Genomic DNA, 13710 nt, shown 5'->3' with positions numbered 1-13710 from the left:
GCACGTCACCGGTTACCGGACCGGGGAGGGCTGGGTCGCCAGGACCACGCCGCCGACGGTGTTCGTCACCGCCAGCCTGCGCCGGGAGTCCGCCGACCTGGCGTTGCTGACCCGCGTCCTGGTGATCGAGAACGCGCTGGCCCTGGTGCCCGCGCTCGTCCTGGCGCTGCTGGCGACCCGCGGCGTGCTGCGCCCCGTGCGGCGTCTCGGCGCGGCGGCCCGCGCCCTCGGCGAGGGCGAGCTGGAGACGCGGGTGTCGGTGCGCGGCCGGGACGAGCTCGCCGACCTCGCCCGCACCTTCAACCGCACCGCCGAGGCCCTGGAGCGGACGGTGACGGAACTGCGTGCGATGGAGAAGGCGTCCCGGCGGTTCGTCGCCGATGTCTCGCACGAGCTGCGTACCCCGCTGACCTCGATGATCGCGGCGACGGACGTGCTGGCGGAGGAGGCCGGGCCGGGCCAGGGCGCGGCCCCGCTCGTCGCCCGCGAGACCCGGCGGCTGGGGCAGCTGGTCGAGCATCTGATCGAGATCAGCCGGTTCGACGCGGGCGCCGCCGCGCTCGTCCTGGACGAGGTGAACGTCGCGTGCGCGGTCGCCGCGACGCTGGCGGCGCGCGGCTGGTCGGACGAGGTCGCGGTGACGGGCCCGGCGGAGCTGTTCGCCCGCCTCGACCCGCGCCGGTTCGATGTCGTCGTCGCGAACCTCGCCGGCAACGCGCTCAAGCACGGCCGTCCGCCGGTCTCATTGCGCTTCGGCCCGGCGGTGCGCGCGGGCGTCCCCGGGCTGGAGCTGGTCGTCGCCGACCGCGGCCCTGGCCTTCCGGACGACCTGGTCGCCGTGGTCTTCGACCGGTTCGTCAAGGCGGAGGCGGCCCGGACACAGAGCGAGGGAAGCGGCCTCGGGCTGTCGATCGCGCGGGAGAATGCCCTGCTGCACGGAGGCACGCTTCAGGCCGCCAACGGCCCGGACGGGGGAGCGGTGTTCACCCTGTGGCTGCCGATCGATGGCGTGCCGGCCGAGGGCGCGACCTCGTGAGGCCCCGGCGCGTCCTGTCCGCCCCGTTGACGGCCCTGCTGGCGGCGGCCGTCCTCGCCGCGTCCGGCTGCGGCGTCCGGCCGACCGGGATCCTCAGCGCGGGCGACCGCCCGGTCGCGAGGGGCCAGGCCCCCGCCATCACCGTCTACCTGCTCCAGAACGGCCGGCTGAGGCCGGTCGTCCGCCCCGGACTGCCCGGCCACCCGTACCTGTCCATCGCCCAGCTGTCGGTGCCGCCCACGGCCGCGGAGCAGCGCCTGGGTCTGCGCACCGAGGTCCGCCACCCGCTGGAGTCCCGCGTGGTGGACGACCCGTCGACGCTGATCATCGACGTCGCGCACGGCGGCCCCCGCCCCCGCCCGGACTGGTCGCGCGCGGCGCTGGCGCAGATCGCCTGCACCGCGGATGCCCTTCCGGGGATCGATCGCGTCAGGCTGTGGGGCGCCCCTGAACCCGACGGGGACGGACGGGGCTTTCTGCGTTGCGGCCAGTTCAGCGCCCTGCTCGGCTGATCAGCCCTTCGTCAGCCACTGGGTGGTGATGTCGCCGAGCACCGACCGGACGGCGAGGATCGCGATCCCGAGCGTGAGCACGGGCGTGACCACCCACCGTTCCACCTTGCCGTCCGTGACCGGGATGACCGGGACGTCGATCCGCCATTTCAGCGGCCAGAGCACCGGACACCCGCGGGGTGTCAGGCAGTCCCCGGCGACGTGCGCGAGGCAGCCCAGTGTGACCGCGAACCCGACGAAGCTCATGTCGAGCCCGTGCATCAGCCAGACGGCGATGGCCGCGAGCGCGCAGTCGGCCAGCGCGGACTGCGGCTCCTTGCCCTCGAAGTCCAGCCCGACCCCCCGCAGCCCCAGCCCGACGATCATGAACAGGCAGGCCCACCAGGCGTACACGTAGTGCGTCGCGAGCGCGTCCATCGCCCAGCCCACACCGCCCGCGAACAGGAGCGAGTGCGTGGCCTGCCGGTGCCCGCCGGAGATCTTCCCGATCCATTTGCACATGTGGTGCGTGATGGGTCCGAACGTGTTGGCGATGCGCCCGTTGTGATGGTCGATGTCGGGCAGGATCGCCGCGCCCGCGCACACCACCGCGCCCGCCGCGACCTGCTCGGCCGACAGCGACACCGCGAAATCGGAGAGCAGCCGCTCCTGGGCGATCACAGGCACGGCGGCCAGCCACGCGAGCGCACCGCTCAGCGCGTGCGTCTTCCCCATCATGCCCGGATCCCCCGCCTTCGCGCCCATTTCGCCCGCACGGCCGGACTCTAGCCCGCTACCACTCGTTTTCAGCGTCGACGCGCCGAACCGGCCACCACGTCCATTTGATGGCGGACGGCCCGCGGTGGTTCCGCGTCAGGCGGTGGCGTCGTGGCTGTTTCGGGCGGAGACCACGGCCTCGACGTTCTCCTGCGCCCACTCGGTAATGGCCTCGATCGGGCGCTGCAGGGACAGGCCGAGCGGGGTGAGGGCGTACTCGACGCGGGGCGGGACCTCGGCGAAGACGTGCCGGGTGAGCAGGCCGTCGCGTTGCATGGCGCGCAGCGTCTGGGTAAGGACCTTGGGGGTGACACCGCCGATCGTGTCACGGAGATGGGTGAAGCGGCGCGGGCCGTCGGCCAGGGTGAGGACGACGAGCACCGACCACTTGTCGCCGATGCGGTCGAGGATCAACCGGGTCGGGCAGTTCGGATCGAACGCGTCACCCTTCATAGTTTCCAAAGGGTACCAATGAAACGTTGAAGTAACCAGTATCCGATGGATACTTTCGGCGCGACGACGACGAGAAAGGCTGGACATGAGGATTCTGCTGATCGGCGCGACCGGCATGATCGGGCAGCGGGTGGCGGACGAGGCACGTCGCCGTGGCCACGAGGTGACCGGTGTCACCCGCAGCGGGACGGGCGGCACCGCCAAGGCCGAGGCGAGCGACGCGGACGCCGTGGCCGCGCTGGCCAAGGGCCAAGACGCGGTCGTCCTCGCGGTCGCGCCGCCCCGCGACGGCTCGGAGGCCACCGGACCACTGCTCGCATCGGGCCGCGGCACGCTGGCCGGGCTGCGCGCCGCCGGGGTGCGCCGCCTGGTGGTGGTGGGCGGCGCGGGCAGCCTGGAGGTGGCGCCCGGCGTCCGGCTCGTGGACACCCCGGAGTTCCCCGACCTCTACAAGGCCGAGGCGCTCGCGCAGGGCGAACTGCTTGAGGTGATCAGGGCCGAGGCCGGGGACCTGGACTGGACCTACATCTCGCCCGCGGCGGCGATCGAGCCCGGCGAGCGGACCGGGACGTTCCGGCTGGGCGGCGACCAACTCCTCACCGACGCCGAGGGCAACAGCCGGATCAGCGCCGAGGACTACGCGATCGCCCTCGTGGACGAGCTGGAGAAGAACGAGGCCGTGGGCCGCCGCATCACCGTCGCCTACTAGGGACGAGCCGCCACGCGTCCGACTCCGCGCCCGGCTCGTAGCGGGAGTCGAGGCGCTTGGCGACCACGCCCGCGAGGTCCTGGGCGCGGGCGGCCTCGCGGACGGGGCCGCCCTCACCCGGATACCAGGGCGCCGTCTGCCAGAGCGGGCCAGACAGCTCCAGTCCGTCGAGCGTCTCCCGGCGCCGCCGGTAGGGGATCTCCAGCAGCGGGCGGCCGTCCAGGTGGAGCACGTCGAAGATCAGATAGGTCTCGTGGCCCTCACGATGCCCGCGTTCGGTCGTCCGGAGTCAGCGGATGAAGACGGCATAGGTGGCGACGCCCGCGGTGAGCTCGGGAGGCAGTTCCGCGACCGCGGACAGCTCCTCGGCGGAGACGAACCCGCCCGTCTCGGCCCGCACCCGCTCGATCCGCGCCGCCAGCTCGGCGGTGATTCCGGGCAGCAGCGACAGCGCTTCCGCCGGCGCGTGGTTGACGTCGATCAGTCCGCCGTCGTTGTACTGGTGCGGCAGGTCGGGGCGCCCGATGCGCAGCTCCCGGGCGAGCCCCGGGTCGGACGCGGCGAGCGCGCGCGCCTTGTCGCGCAGCAGCCGCTGCCGCCGCACGCGCTCCACGACCGCCTCGTTGTCGATGCCCGACAGCCCGTGCGGGTCGAACACCCGGCGCCGGATCAGGAACGCGTGCCCGCAACCCACGACCGCCAGCAGGAACAGCAGCACCCCCACCGCGCTCTGCGTCCCGTCCTCCTCGCCTATACCCGGCAGCAGGAACAGCATGAGCGTGAAGATGCCGATGTAGGCGGCGGAGGAGACCAGCAGATGTGTACTGCGACGCCACAGGGCCGCCGCCGCGAACGTGAAAGGGGTGGCGTAACCGAGGGTGAGGAACGGCAGGGCCGCCCACGTCACGCTCAGCGCCGCCCGCCCCGGCGGCATGCTGTCGGACGGAACCCTCGGGTCGTACGGCGCTGGGGCGTTCATCTGGCGGGTCTCCCGGCCGGGGGGTGCGGTGGTTCGGACTCTAGATCAGCGGATCGTCACGGCAGGGTGAGGATTTCGTGGCCGTCGTCGGTGACCAGGATCGTGTGCTCGAACTGCGCGGTGCGCTTGTGATCCTTGGTGACGACCGTCCAGCCGTCGGCCCAGATGTCGTACTCGTAGGTGCCGAGCGTGAGCATCGGCTCGACCGTGAAGGTCATGCCCGGCTCGATGATCGTCGTGGCGTTCGGGTCGTCGTAGTGCGGGACGACCAGCCCCGAGTGGAACGTCGTGCCGATCCCGTGCCCGGTGAAGTCGCGGACGACCCCGTAGCCGAACCGCTTGGCGTAGGACTCGATGACCCGGCCGATCACGTTCAGCGCCCGTCCCGGCCTGACCGCGCGGATGCCCCGCAGGGTCGCCTCGCGGGTGCGCTCCACCAGCAGCCGCGACTCCTCGTCGACGTCCCCGCACAGGAACGTCGCATCGGTGTCACCGTGCACGCCGTCCACGAAGGCGGTGATGTCGACGTTGATGATGTCGCCGTCGCGCAGCACCGTGTCGTCCGGGATGCCGTGGCAGATCACCTCGTTGAGCGAGGTGCACAGCGACTTGGGGAACCCGCGGTAGCCCAGCGTGGAAGGGTAGGCGCCGTGGTCGAGCATGAACTCGTGCCCGATGACGTCCAGCTCGTCGGTGGTGATCCCCGGCCGGACGTGCCTGCCGACCTCGTCGAGGGCCTGCGCGGCGATCCTGCCCGCCACCCGCATCCGCTCGATGATCTCAGGCGTCTTGACGTCCGGCTCGCCCGTGCGCGGGCGCTTCTTCCCCACGTACTCCGGGCGCGGAATGTGCGCGGGGACCTTCCGCATCGGCGAGACGTTGCCGGGCCGGAGTAGTTGGGTCGTCATAGTCATGGAGTGTAGTCAGCGTGTCCGGGGCACGAACCCCGTGCCGAAGCATGATCGAAGGGGAGGCCGATGGCCGACAAGGACGGTGACTGGTGGTTCTGCTTGAAGCACATGAAGGTCGAGCACGGGCCGGGCTGCCCGAACAAGGAGCGTATGGGCCCCTACGACTCGGAAGGCGCGGCGGCGGCCGCGCTGGAGACGGCCCAGCGGCGCAACGAGACTTGGCAGCGTCAGGACGAGGACTGACACCGGGCCCCGCCGGACCGGTGTCGTCGGCTAGTCGACGACGGGGCCGCTGACGGTTTCCAGGAGTCGGGCGAGGCGGTGCCGCAGTCCGCGGGCGCCGCGTCCGGGCTCGGCGCCCGCGGCGGCGCTGACCAGGTGTTGCGCGCCGTCGAACGACAGGATCGCCTCGCTCGACGGGACCGTCAGCGCCTCGTGCGCGAGACCGCGCAGCTCACGGTCGCCGCCCTCCAGCGCGAGGATGCGCGCCCCGGTGCGGCGGGCGTCGTCGACGCGTTCCAGCAGGGGGACGGGGGCGTCCTCCTCGGCGACGACGAACAGCGTCTCGCCGCGCTCGGCCGCCGCCAGCCGCTCCAGCCCGATCTTCAGGTGCGGGGGCGCGTCCGGCGGCGGCGACCAGCGCACCAGGGTCGGGGCCAGGCCGGGCGCGTCGCCGAGCCGGCTCTCGTCGTCCAGATGCGCCGCCAGGTGCCAGGGGTCGTCGCCGGGCGTCCCGACGAGCAGGAGCCCGCCGGGGGTGCGGGAGGTGACCCGCAGCGCCCGCCCGAACTCCCGCGTCCGCTCCAGCCAGCCGGTGGCCGACAGTACCTCGCGCAACATCGTGACCTGCTCGGCGTCCACACGACCATCGTGCCGCAACCGGCGCCGCGCGCACGCCGTTTCCGGGGAGCCGGATGGTCCCGGACGGGAGGTCGCCTGGCAGACTCGGCGACATGACCGAACAGCAGCAGACCCCTCACGACCTTCCGGACGCCGCCGGCCTGGTCATCGGCATCCTGGGCGGCACCGGCGACCAGGGCAAGGGACTCGCGCGCCGCTTCGCGCTGGCCGGCCACCGGGTGGTCATCGGGTCGCGGAAGGCGGAGCGGGCGCAGCAGGCCGCCGACGAGTTGGGCGCGGGCCTCGCGGTCTCCGGCGCAGAGAACCCGGTCGCCGCGGGCCAGGCCGACGTGGTGATCGTCGCGGTGCCCTGGGACGGCCACCGGGCCACACTGGAGTCGTTGCGCGCCGAGCTCGCCGGGAAGATCGTTGTGGACTGCGTGAACCCGCTCGGCTTCGAGAAGGGCAAGGGCGCCTACGCGTTGCCGGTCGAGGAGGGCAGCGCCGCCCAGCAGGCCGCCGCCGTGCTGCCGGACAGCCGCGTCGTCGCCGCGTTCCACCACGTCTCGGCGAAGCTGCTGCTCGATCCCGAGGTGGACGGGATGGACCTGGACGTCCTCGTCCTGGGCGATGACCGCGAGTCGACCGACCTGGTGCAGGCACTCGCCGGGCGCATCCCGGGGATGCGCGGCGTGTACGGCGGGCGGCTGCACAACGCCCACCAGGTCGAGGCGTTCACCGCGAACCTCATCTCCATCAACCGCCGCTACAAGTCCCACGCGGGCCTGCGGGTCACCGACGTCTGACCGGACGGCGCTTCGCGACAGCAATTCACGCGAAACTAGGGGAAACTGGCGGGAGCGGTAGCTGTCGGCGGCGCGTCCAAGTGCTGTCGTCTTATGATCGGTGTGCGATAGGGCAGGTGGAGATGAGGCAGAACCGGTCGGCGGACCCGTGGAGCACTTTTCTCGCCCCGGCGGGGCGGAGCTCGGGGGTGTCGCCGTCCGGCGCGGCGTCCTCCCAGGAGCGCGGCCATGCGCCGGGCGGCGGTGATGAGCCGGGCGCCGAGGATGCCTGCCGCCGCGTCCTGGAACGTTTGAGGGCCGCGCGGGGACCGTTGTCGCTGGAGCAGATCCATCACGCCACCCGGCTCGGGCTGCTGGAGGTCGCCGATGCCGTCGACGTTCTGCGCGAGCGCGGGTTGGTCGCGGTGGAGCGGGAGATCGACGAGGTCGTGAGGCTGACCGAGGGATGAGCGGGACTGGATGATCGGGTACGTCGTCGCCGTCTCGCTCAGCTGCCTGGTCGGCGTCGCCGAGCTGGTCAGCCGCTACCGGGACCGGCCCACCACGCTGGTGCGGGTGCCGAGCACCTGGGCCTACGTGCTGATCAACGGGGGAGCGGGCGCCGGATCGCTGCTGCTCCTGCACACCTTCGACTGGCGGTTCGGCGTCCAGGCGCCGGACGTGGCCAGGGCGACGCAGGTGCTCGTCGCGAGCCTCGGCTCGATGATGGTGTTCCGCAGCGCGGTGTTCACCGTCCGGGTCGGTGACGAGGACGTCGCGGTCGGCCCGAGCACGCTGCTGACCTCGCTGCTCGCCGCCGCCGACCGGGGCGTGGACCGGATGCAGGCGAAGACCCGCGCGCAGGAGGCGGGCGAGATCATGCGGGGCGTCTCGTTCCGCAAGTCGCGGCTCGCGCTGCCGACGTACTGTCTCGGGCTGCTACAGAACGTCTCCGCCGAGGACCAGGCCGACCTGCGCACCGCCGTGGACGCCCTGGCGGGCAGCGAGATGACCGACGGGCAGATGGCCCTCAACCTCGGGCTGCTGCTGATGAACGTCGCCGGTCCGGACGTCCTGCGCTCGGCCGTGCACACCCTCGGCGAGGAGATCACGGCGAACGGCGGCGGCCCGCGCCCGGTCCCGCCGCCCCGCGAGGGACAGGCGGCCGAACCGGGCAACGGCGGCCACCGCACCGAGATGGCCCGCGCGAACCCCGACCAGTGACCCGCCAGGGGCGGGCCCTTGGGCCGGGATTGCACTGAATACAGCTCAGCGGTAGGAGTGCTCGGGGGCCGGGTAGACGCCGTTCACGACCTCGTCGGCGTAGGTGCGCGCGGCCTCGCCGAGCAGCGTTCCCATGTCGGCGAACCTCTTGACGAACTTCGCGGTGTGCGGGGTGAGCCCGGCCATGTCCTGCCAGACGAGGACCTGCGCGTCGGTCTGGCTGCCGCCGCCGATGCCGATCGTCGGGATCGACAGGGACGCGGTGACGCGCGCCGCGAGGTCCTCGGGGACGCATTCGAGCACGACCGCGAACGCTCCGGCGGCCTCCAGCGCCTTGGCGTCGGTCATCAGTTCCTCGCCGGACTCGCCGCGGCCCTGCACCCGGTACCCGCCGAAGACGTTCACCGACTGGGGGGTGAGCCCGAGGTGGCCCATCACCGGGATGCCGGCCGCGACCATGGCCTCGGCCTGCGGCAGGACCCGGCGGCCGCCCTCCAGCTTGATCGCGTGCGCGCCCGTCTCCTTGAGGAAGCGGGTGGCGGTGGCGAGCGCGTCGGTGACGCCGGTCTGGTAGGAGCCGAACGGCAGGTCGGCGACGACCATCGCGCGCTTGGAGCCGCGGACGACGGCGGCGGTCAGCGGGATGAGGTCGTCCACGGTGACGGGGATCGTGGAGTCGTAGCCGTAGACGACCATCGCGGCGGAGTCGCCGACGAGCAGGACGGGGATCCCGGCCTCGTCGAAGATCCGTGCGGTGAGGGCGTCGTAGGCGGTGAGCATGGGCCACTTCTCGTGCCGCTGCTTGGCGGCCGCGATGTCGCGCACGGTGACCCGCCGTCCCGTCGTACCGCCGTACAGTGCGGTCGCTTGCGCGGGCGTGACAGTTGCAGACATGGAGTACCTCCGGTCTCGAGGCGCCTCGGTGGCGTACCCGGACGGAACCGATCGTGCCACTTGCAGAACGATTCGGGAACCCCGTGCCATTCCCCGGTTCCGGGGAATGGATTCCGAAACGATACCGTTGCGTATCGCAGTGACGAGGCGTACGCTCATTACGCAACGCAGACGTATCGATAGAGGAGCACCTTGGACTCCGAGACCATCCAACGGCGCCGCTGGTACATCCTCGGTGTACTGACCGTGAGCCTGCTGGTGGTGGTGCTCGACAACACCATCCTCAACGTGGCGCTCAAGACCATCGCCGACCCCGACAAGGGGCTCGGCGCGACCCAGAGCCAGCTCGAGTGGTCGATCAACTCCTACACGCTGGTCTTCGCCGGGCTGCTGTTCACCTTCGGGGTGCTCGGCGACCGGCTCGGCCGCAAGCGCGTCCTGATGGGCGGCATGGCGGTGTTCGCCCTCGCCTCCCTCGCCTCTGCTTACGCGCAATCCCCCGACCAGCTCATCTACGCCCGTGCCCTGATGGGCCTCGGCGGCGCCGCGGTGATGCCGCAGACGCTGTCGATCATCACCAACGTCTTCGAGCCACACGAGCGCGGCCGTGCCATCGGCATCTGGGCCGGTGCCGTCGGCCTCGGCGTGGCGATCGGCCCGCTCACCGGCGGGGTGCTGCTGGCCCACTTCTGGTGGGGCTCGGTCTTCCTGATCAACGTGCCGGTCATCGCGGTGGGCGTCGTGCTGATGGCGATGCTGGTGCCCGAATCACGCAACCCCCAGCCCGGACGTCTCGACCCGCTGGGCGTGGTGCTCTCGGTGATCGGGCTCGTGGTCCTGTCGTACGGGATCATCCAGGGCGGCGAGAGGGGCGACTGGCTCGCGCCCGCCGTCCTCGGTCCGATCTTCGCCGGGGCCGCCGTGCTCGCGCTGTTCGTCTGGCACGAGGCCCGCAGCGACTCGCCCGCCTTCGACGTCGGGCTGTTCAAGGACGCGCGCATGTCCGCGGCCGTCGCTTCCATCGCGCTGTGCTTCTTCGCCGCCGCCGGCGTGTTCTTCTTCGCCAACTTCTACATGCAGTCGGTGCGCGGCCTGACCCCGCTGGAATCCGGCGCGATGGTGCTGCCGTTCGCCGTCGCACAGCTGATCTTCTCCACCCGCAGCGCCGGGATGGTGCGCCGCTTCGGCGCCAAGGCCGTCTGCACGGTGGGGCTGCTGCTGGTGGCCGGCGCGCTCGCGAGCTACCACTTCGTCGGGATCGACACACCGCTGTGGATTCTCGGTGCCATCTTCTTCGTGCAGGGCGCCGGGATGGCGAACGTGATGCCGCCCGCGACGGAGTCGGTCATGTCGGCGCTGCCCCGCGAGAAGGCGGGGGCCGGGTCGGCCATCAACAACACCGCCCGGCAGGTGGCGGTCGCCATGGGCGTGGCGGTGCTCGGCTCCGTCATCGCCTCCGTCTACCGCGGTGACCTCCGGGACGACCTCGCCGCGCTGCCGCCCGACGCACGCGAGGCGGCGGGCGAGTCCATCGCCGGCGCGCACGCCGTCGCCTCGCGCGTCGGTGGTCAGACACTGGTCGATCACGCGGACGCCGCGTTCGTGCACGCCATGCACACCGCGTCCGTCGCCGCCGCCGTCGTCGCGTTCCTCGGCGCCCTGCTCGTCCTGAAGTGGATGCCCGGGCGCGACGCGGGCACCCAGACCGAGGCACTGCCGCGGGCATCCGAGCAGGAGACGGCCAAGGTGTGAGAGCGTGACAGGGATGACGACGGGAATTGCGCCGGAGCGACGGGCGGGACGGCCGCGCAGCGAGCGGGCCGAGAAGGCCATCGTCGACGCCACGCTCGACCTGCTCGCCGCCGAATCGGGGGTGGCGGGTGTCACGATGGAGGCCGTCGCCGCCCGCGCCGGCGTCGGCAAGACCACGATCTACCGGCGCTGGCCCAACAAGGAGACGCTGATCGTGCACGCGCTGGCGGCGGTGAAGAGGCCGCTGCCCGAGCCGTCCAGCGGGTCCGTCCGCGGCGATCTGCTGGAACTGGCGCGGGCGCTCGGTGCCGAGCGCAAGCGCAAGCACGCCAAGTGTTTCTGGAACGTGGTCGGCAGCGCGGAGAAGTATCCCGAGCTGTACGCCCGCTACCGGCACGACATCATCGAGCCGCGCCGCGCGGTCATCCGCGCGGTGCTGGGCCGGGGCGTGGCCGCGGGCGAGCTGCGCGCCGACCTCGACCTGGAGGTCGGGGTCACGATGCTGGTCGGTTCGCTCACCAGCAAGCCGCCCGGGGAGGCGCTCCCGGCCGGCTACGCCGAGGCCGTCGTCGACGCGTTGCTGCGGGGGATCGGCGCCCCCTCCGGGTGAGCCGGACGCCGGATTTCCACGTCGTAAGCGTGATCTTCTCCCCCTCGCCCTATGTCATGCCCCATACTGTCGCTGGGTAGTGCTAAGACGAACGGCTTTCTGGAGCGCGTCAGGTGAGATCCGTCATGGCGCCGCGAGGCGATGCGCCCGCCGCCGATTCCGCGTCCCGGACCCTGGTGATCGGCATCGACGGGGCACGGCAGATCGTGCAGTGCGGGCCCAACGCGGGCGCCGTCATCGCGCGCACCGCCGAGGACCTGATCGGCCGTCCCGCCGGTGATCTGGTCGGGGACGAGGGCAAGGCCGAGTTGGAGGCCCTGCTGGAGGCGATCGGCGCCGGGCAGGAGCGCACCGCCGTGCTGCCGGTGCTGCGCGGGGCCGACCGCGCGGTCACGGACGCGGTGGTGACCGCGCAGCCCATGGTCGGCGGCGCCGCGGACGGCGGCGGCCCCGCCGGGCTGCTGTTCGTCCGGGTGGCGCTGCCGCCGAGCGAGCGCTACCAGGACCCGGCGCTGATGCGGCGAGCGCTGATGGACGACCAGGTCACCCGGTTCGGCGCCTCCCTCGACCTCGACCAGTCCGCACGCGGGCTCGTCGACGTCGTCGTCCCGCACTTCTGCACGGCCGCCTCGGTGCTCGTGCTGGAGAGCCTCGTCGCGGCGGACGAGGTGCACAGCGAGTCCGGCTCGGCGGTGCTGCGCCGCATCGCCGTCACCTCCGACGACGGCAACCCGGCGTGGACGTCCACGTTCCCGGTCGGCGAGGTGCTGGTGTTCCCCGAGGGCACCCCCTACCGCGAGGTCATGGACACCGCACGGCCCGTCCATCTGCCGAACATCGATGTGGATCTGGCGGGTGACATCGGCAACAAGTGGCGGCGCACCCCGGCGGGCGAACTGCTCACGGGCGTGTCGATGGTGCTGCTGCCGATGATCGCGCGCGACACCCTGCTCGGCTTCATCGCCTGCACGCGCGTGCCCGGGTTCCGCCGGTTCGACGCCTACGACGTCGAGATCGGCATGGAGTTCGCGGCCCGCGCCGCGATCGTCATCGACAACGCGCGGCTGTTCAGCCGCGAGCGGGCGACCGCGCTGGCGCTACAGCGCAGCCTGCTGCCGAACCGGCTGTCGGCGCCGTCCTCGGTCGAGGTCAGGCACCGCTATCTGCCGGGCAGCAAGCTCGTGGAGGTCGGCGGCGACTGGTACGAGTCGATCGCGCTGCCCGGCGCCCGCGTCGCACTGATCGTCGGCGACGTCGCCGGGCACGGCGTGCGCGCCGCCGTCACGATGGGACGGCTCCGCACCGCCCTGCACACCCTCGCGAACCTGGAGCTCCCGCCCGCCGACGCGCTGCACGTCATGCACGAGCTGATGATCGAGCTGGGCGAGCAGGAGCCGCACTTCGCGACCTGCGTGTACGCGGTGTACGACGCCACGAGCGGCACGATCGAGATCGCCTCGGCCGGGCACCTGCCGCCGCTGCTCGCCGGTCCCGGCGGCGACAACGAGTACCTTCAGGTCCCGCCCGCGCCGCCGCTCGGTGTCGCCGGCGGCGCGGCCATCGAGAGCCGCGAGTTCACCGTCGAGGACGGCAGCCTCTTCGTCATCTACACCGACGGTCTGGTGGAGAACCGGGGCCGCGACATCGACGACGGCCTGGCGCGGCTCCAGGGGATCTTCGGCCCGGACTCGGTGGACCGTCCCATGGAGGATCTGGCCAAGGCCACGCTCGACGGCGTGTACGCCGACCAGCACCGCGACGACATCGCCGTGCTGATCGCCCGGCTGCGCCGGCTGCCCGAGGACCGCTACGCCTCCTGGACGCTGCCCGCCGACCCCGCCGCCGTCCGCCGCGCGCGGGGTCTCGTCCGCACCCGGCTGGAGGAGTGGGGCCTGGCGGACCTCGACTACACCACCCAGCTGCTGGCGTCCGAACTCATCACGAACGCGATGCGGTACGCGCACGGCCCCATCGAGCTGCGGCTGCTGCTGGAGCGCACGCTCGTCTGTGAAGTCCTGGACCGTTCTGCGGCGCTGCCTCGGTTGCGGCGGGCCGAGGACGACGACGAGAACGGCCGCGGGCTCGTCGTCGTCAGCCAACTCGCCCACCGCTGGGGCGCGCGCCGTACCGCCGCGGGCAAGGTCGTGTGGTGCGAGCAGATCGTCCCGGGCGTGGACCCCGACCCGTCCGAGCAGGTCTCGTCCTGGCCGGGGGAGAGCCACCACCGCTGAACAGCGTGTCAGGATTCC

16 protein-coding genes and 1 pseudogene are annotated in these 13710 nt (G+C 72.1%); 10 read left to right on the top strand and 7 right to left on the bottom strand.

The window, feature by feature from the left end; translation table 11 throughout:
• Both AMA02S_RS27960 and AMA02S_RS27955 read left to right on the top strand, forming a co-directional pair.
• The coding region (locus AMA02S_RS27960; RefSeq protein WP_157430855.1) for an ATP-binding protein at positions 1 to 1036 on the top strand (1036 nt) is incomplete at its 5' end.
• A complete protein-coding gene (locus AMA02S_RS27955) occupies positions 1033 to 1548 on the top strand; it encodes a hypothetical protein (RefSeq protein ID WP_067463429.1) in 516 nt (171 codons plus the stop codon). The genes AMA02S_RS27960 and AMA02S_RS27955, both read left to right, overlap by 4 nt.
• On the opposite strand, the gene AMA02S_RS27950 is transcribed toward AMA02S_RS27955, so the two are convergent.
• Positions 1549 to 2265 (bottom strand): metal-dependent hydrolase, encoded by a 717-nt coding sequence (locus AMA02S_RS27950; RefSeq protein ID WP_174550993.1) that lies wholly within the window; start codon positions 2263 to 2265, stop codon positions 1549 to 1551. It lies immediately after the preceding gene.
• Between the two features lie 135 nt (positions 2266 to 2400).
• Positions 2401 to 2757 carry a winged helix-turn-helix transcriptional regulator gene (locus AMA02S_RS27945; RefSeq protein ID WP_067463426.1) on the bottom strand — a complete coding sequence of 119 codons (357 nt, stop codon included), beginning with the start codon at positions 2755 to 2757 and terminating at the stop codon, positions 2401 to 2403.
• Between the two features lie 85 nt (positions 2758 to 2842).
• Here AMA02S_RS27945 and AMA02S_RS27940 point away from each other — a divergent pair, with 85 nt between their 5' ends.
• Positions 2843 to 3466 carry an NAD(P)-dependent oxidoreductase gene (locus AMA02S_RS27940; protein WP_067463422.1) on the top strand — a complete coding sequence of 208 codons (624 nt, stop codon included), beginning with the start codon at positions 2843 to 2845 and terminating at the stop codon, positions 3464 to 3466.
• Here the strand turns inward: AMA02S_RS27940 and AMA02S_RS27935 are convergent.
• The 3 genes and pseudogenes from AMA02S_RS27935 to map all read right to left on the bottom strand — a co-directional run.
• A pseudogene (locus tag AMA02S_RS27935) lies at positions 3450 to 3716 on the bottom strand (ATP-dependent DNA ligase); the annotation flags it as partial. The gene AMA02S_RS27940 and the pseudogene AMA02S_RS27935 sit on opposite strands and share 17 nt — an antisense overlap.
• A 39-nt stretch (positions 3717 to 3755) precedes the next feature.
• Complete coding sequence (locus AMA02S_RS27930; RefSeq protein WP_067463416.1) at positions 3756 to 4445, bottom strand: ComEA family DNA-binding protein; 690 nt, start codon at positions 4443 to 4445, stop codon at positions 3756 to 3758.
• A gap of 56 nt (positions 4446 to 4501) precedes the next feature.
• On the bottom strand, positions 4502 to 5353 hold the full coding sequence (gene map, locus AMA02S_RS27925) for a type I methionyl aminopeptidase (protein WP_067463413.1): 852 nt from the start codon (positions 5351 to 5353) through the stop codon (positions 4502 to 4504).
• Between the two features lie 69 nt (positions 5354 to 5422).
• On the opposite strand from map, the gene AMA02S_RS43025 reads away from it, so the two are divergent.
• Positions 5423 to 5599 (top strand): hypothetical protein, encoded by a 177-nt coding sequence (locus AMA02S_RS43025; protein ID WP_169806898.1) that lies wholly within the window; start codon positions 5423 to 5425, stop codon positions 5597 to 5599.
• A gap of 30 nt (positions 5600 to 5629) precedes the next feature.
• On the opposite strand, the gene AMA02S_RS27920 is transcribed toward AMA02S_RS43025, so the two are convergent.
• Positions 5630 to 6217 carry a hypothetical protein gene (locus AMA02S_RS27920; protein ID WP_174550992.1) on the bottom strand — a complete coding sequence of 196 codons (588 nt, stop codon included), beginning with the start codon at positions 6215 to 6217 and terminating at the stop codon, positions 5630 to 5632.
• Positions 6218 to 6309: 92 nt separating this feature from the next.
• On the opposite strand from AMA02S_RS27920, the gene npdG reads away from it, so the two are divergent.
• The 3 genes from npdG to AMA02S_RS27905 all read left to right on the top strand — a co-directional run bounded on the left by npdG (position 6310) and on the right by AMA02S_RS27905 (position 8205).
• Positions 6310 to 7002: an NADPH-dependent F420 reductase gene (gene npdG / locus AMA02S_RS27915; protein ID WP_067463410.1), complete on the top strand. Its 693-nt coding sequence runs from the start codon at positions 6310 to 6312 to the stop codon at positions 7000 to 7002.
• A gap of 116 nt (positions 7003 to 7118) precedes the next feature.
• Entirely contained in the window at positions 7119 to 7451 is a 333-nt protein-coding gene (locus tag AMA02S_RS27910) for a hypothetical protein (RefSeq protein ID WP_157430854.1), read from the top strand.
• Between the two features lie 10 nt (positions 7452 to 7461).
• Entirely contained in the window at positions 7462 to 8205 is a 744-nt protein-coding gene (locus AMA02S_RS27905; RefSeq protein WP_245667867.1) for a hypothetical protein, read from the top strand.
• Positions 8206 to 8250: 45 nt separating this feature from the next.
• Here the strand turns inward: AMA02S_RS27905 and panB are convergent, their stop codons facing one another.
• Positions 8251 to 9099 carry a 3-methyl-2-oxobutanoate hydroxymethyltransferase gene (gene panB / locus AMA02S_RS27900; protein WP_067463403.1) on the bottom strand — a complete coding sequence of 283 codons (849 nt, stop codon included), beginning with the start codon at positions 9097 to 9099 and terminating at the stop codon, positions 8251 to 8253.
• A 192-nt stretch (positions 9100 to 9291) separates the two neighbouring features.
• Between panB and AMA02S_RS27895 the strand changes: the two genes are divergently transcribed.
• The 3 genes from AMA02S_RS27895 (at position 9292) to AMA02S_RS27885 (ending at position 13692) form a co-directional block, all read left to right on the top strand.
• Entirely contained in the window at positions 9292 to 10851 is a 1560-nt protein-coding gene (locus tag AMA02S_RS27895; protein WP_067463400.1) for an MFS transporter, read from the top strand.
• Between the two features lie 13 nt (positions 10852 to 10864).
• Complete coding sequence (locus AMA02S_RS27890) at positions 10865 to 11461, top strand: TetR/AcrR family transcriptional regulator (protein ID WP_067463397.1); 597 nt, start codon at positions 10865 to 10867, stop codon at positions 11459 to 11461.
• A gap of 113 nt (positions 11462 to 11574) precedes the next feature.
• Positions 11575 to 13692 carry an ATP-binding SpoIIE family protein phosphatase gene (locus AMA02S_RS27885; protein ID WP_245667866.1) on the top strand — a complete coding sequence of 706 codons (2118 nt, stop codon included), beginning with the start codon at positions 11575 to 11577 and terminating at the stop codon, positions 13690 to 13692.
• The last annotated feature ends 18 nt before the right edge of the window (positions 13693 to 13710 follow it).

The organism is Actinomadura macra NBRC 14102 (genome assembly GCF_001552215.1).
Taxonomy (GTDB): Bacteria; Actinomycetota; Actinomycetes; order Streptosporangiales; family Streptosporangiaceae; genus Spirillospora; species Spirillospora macra.
This window is presented reverse-complemented; position numbering and strand designations above follow the sequence as displayed.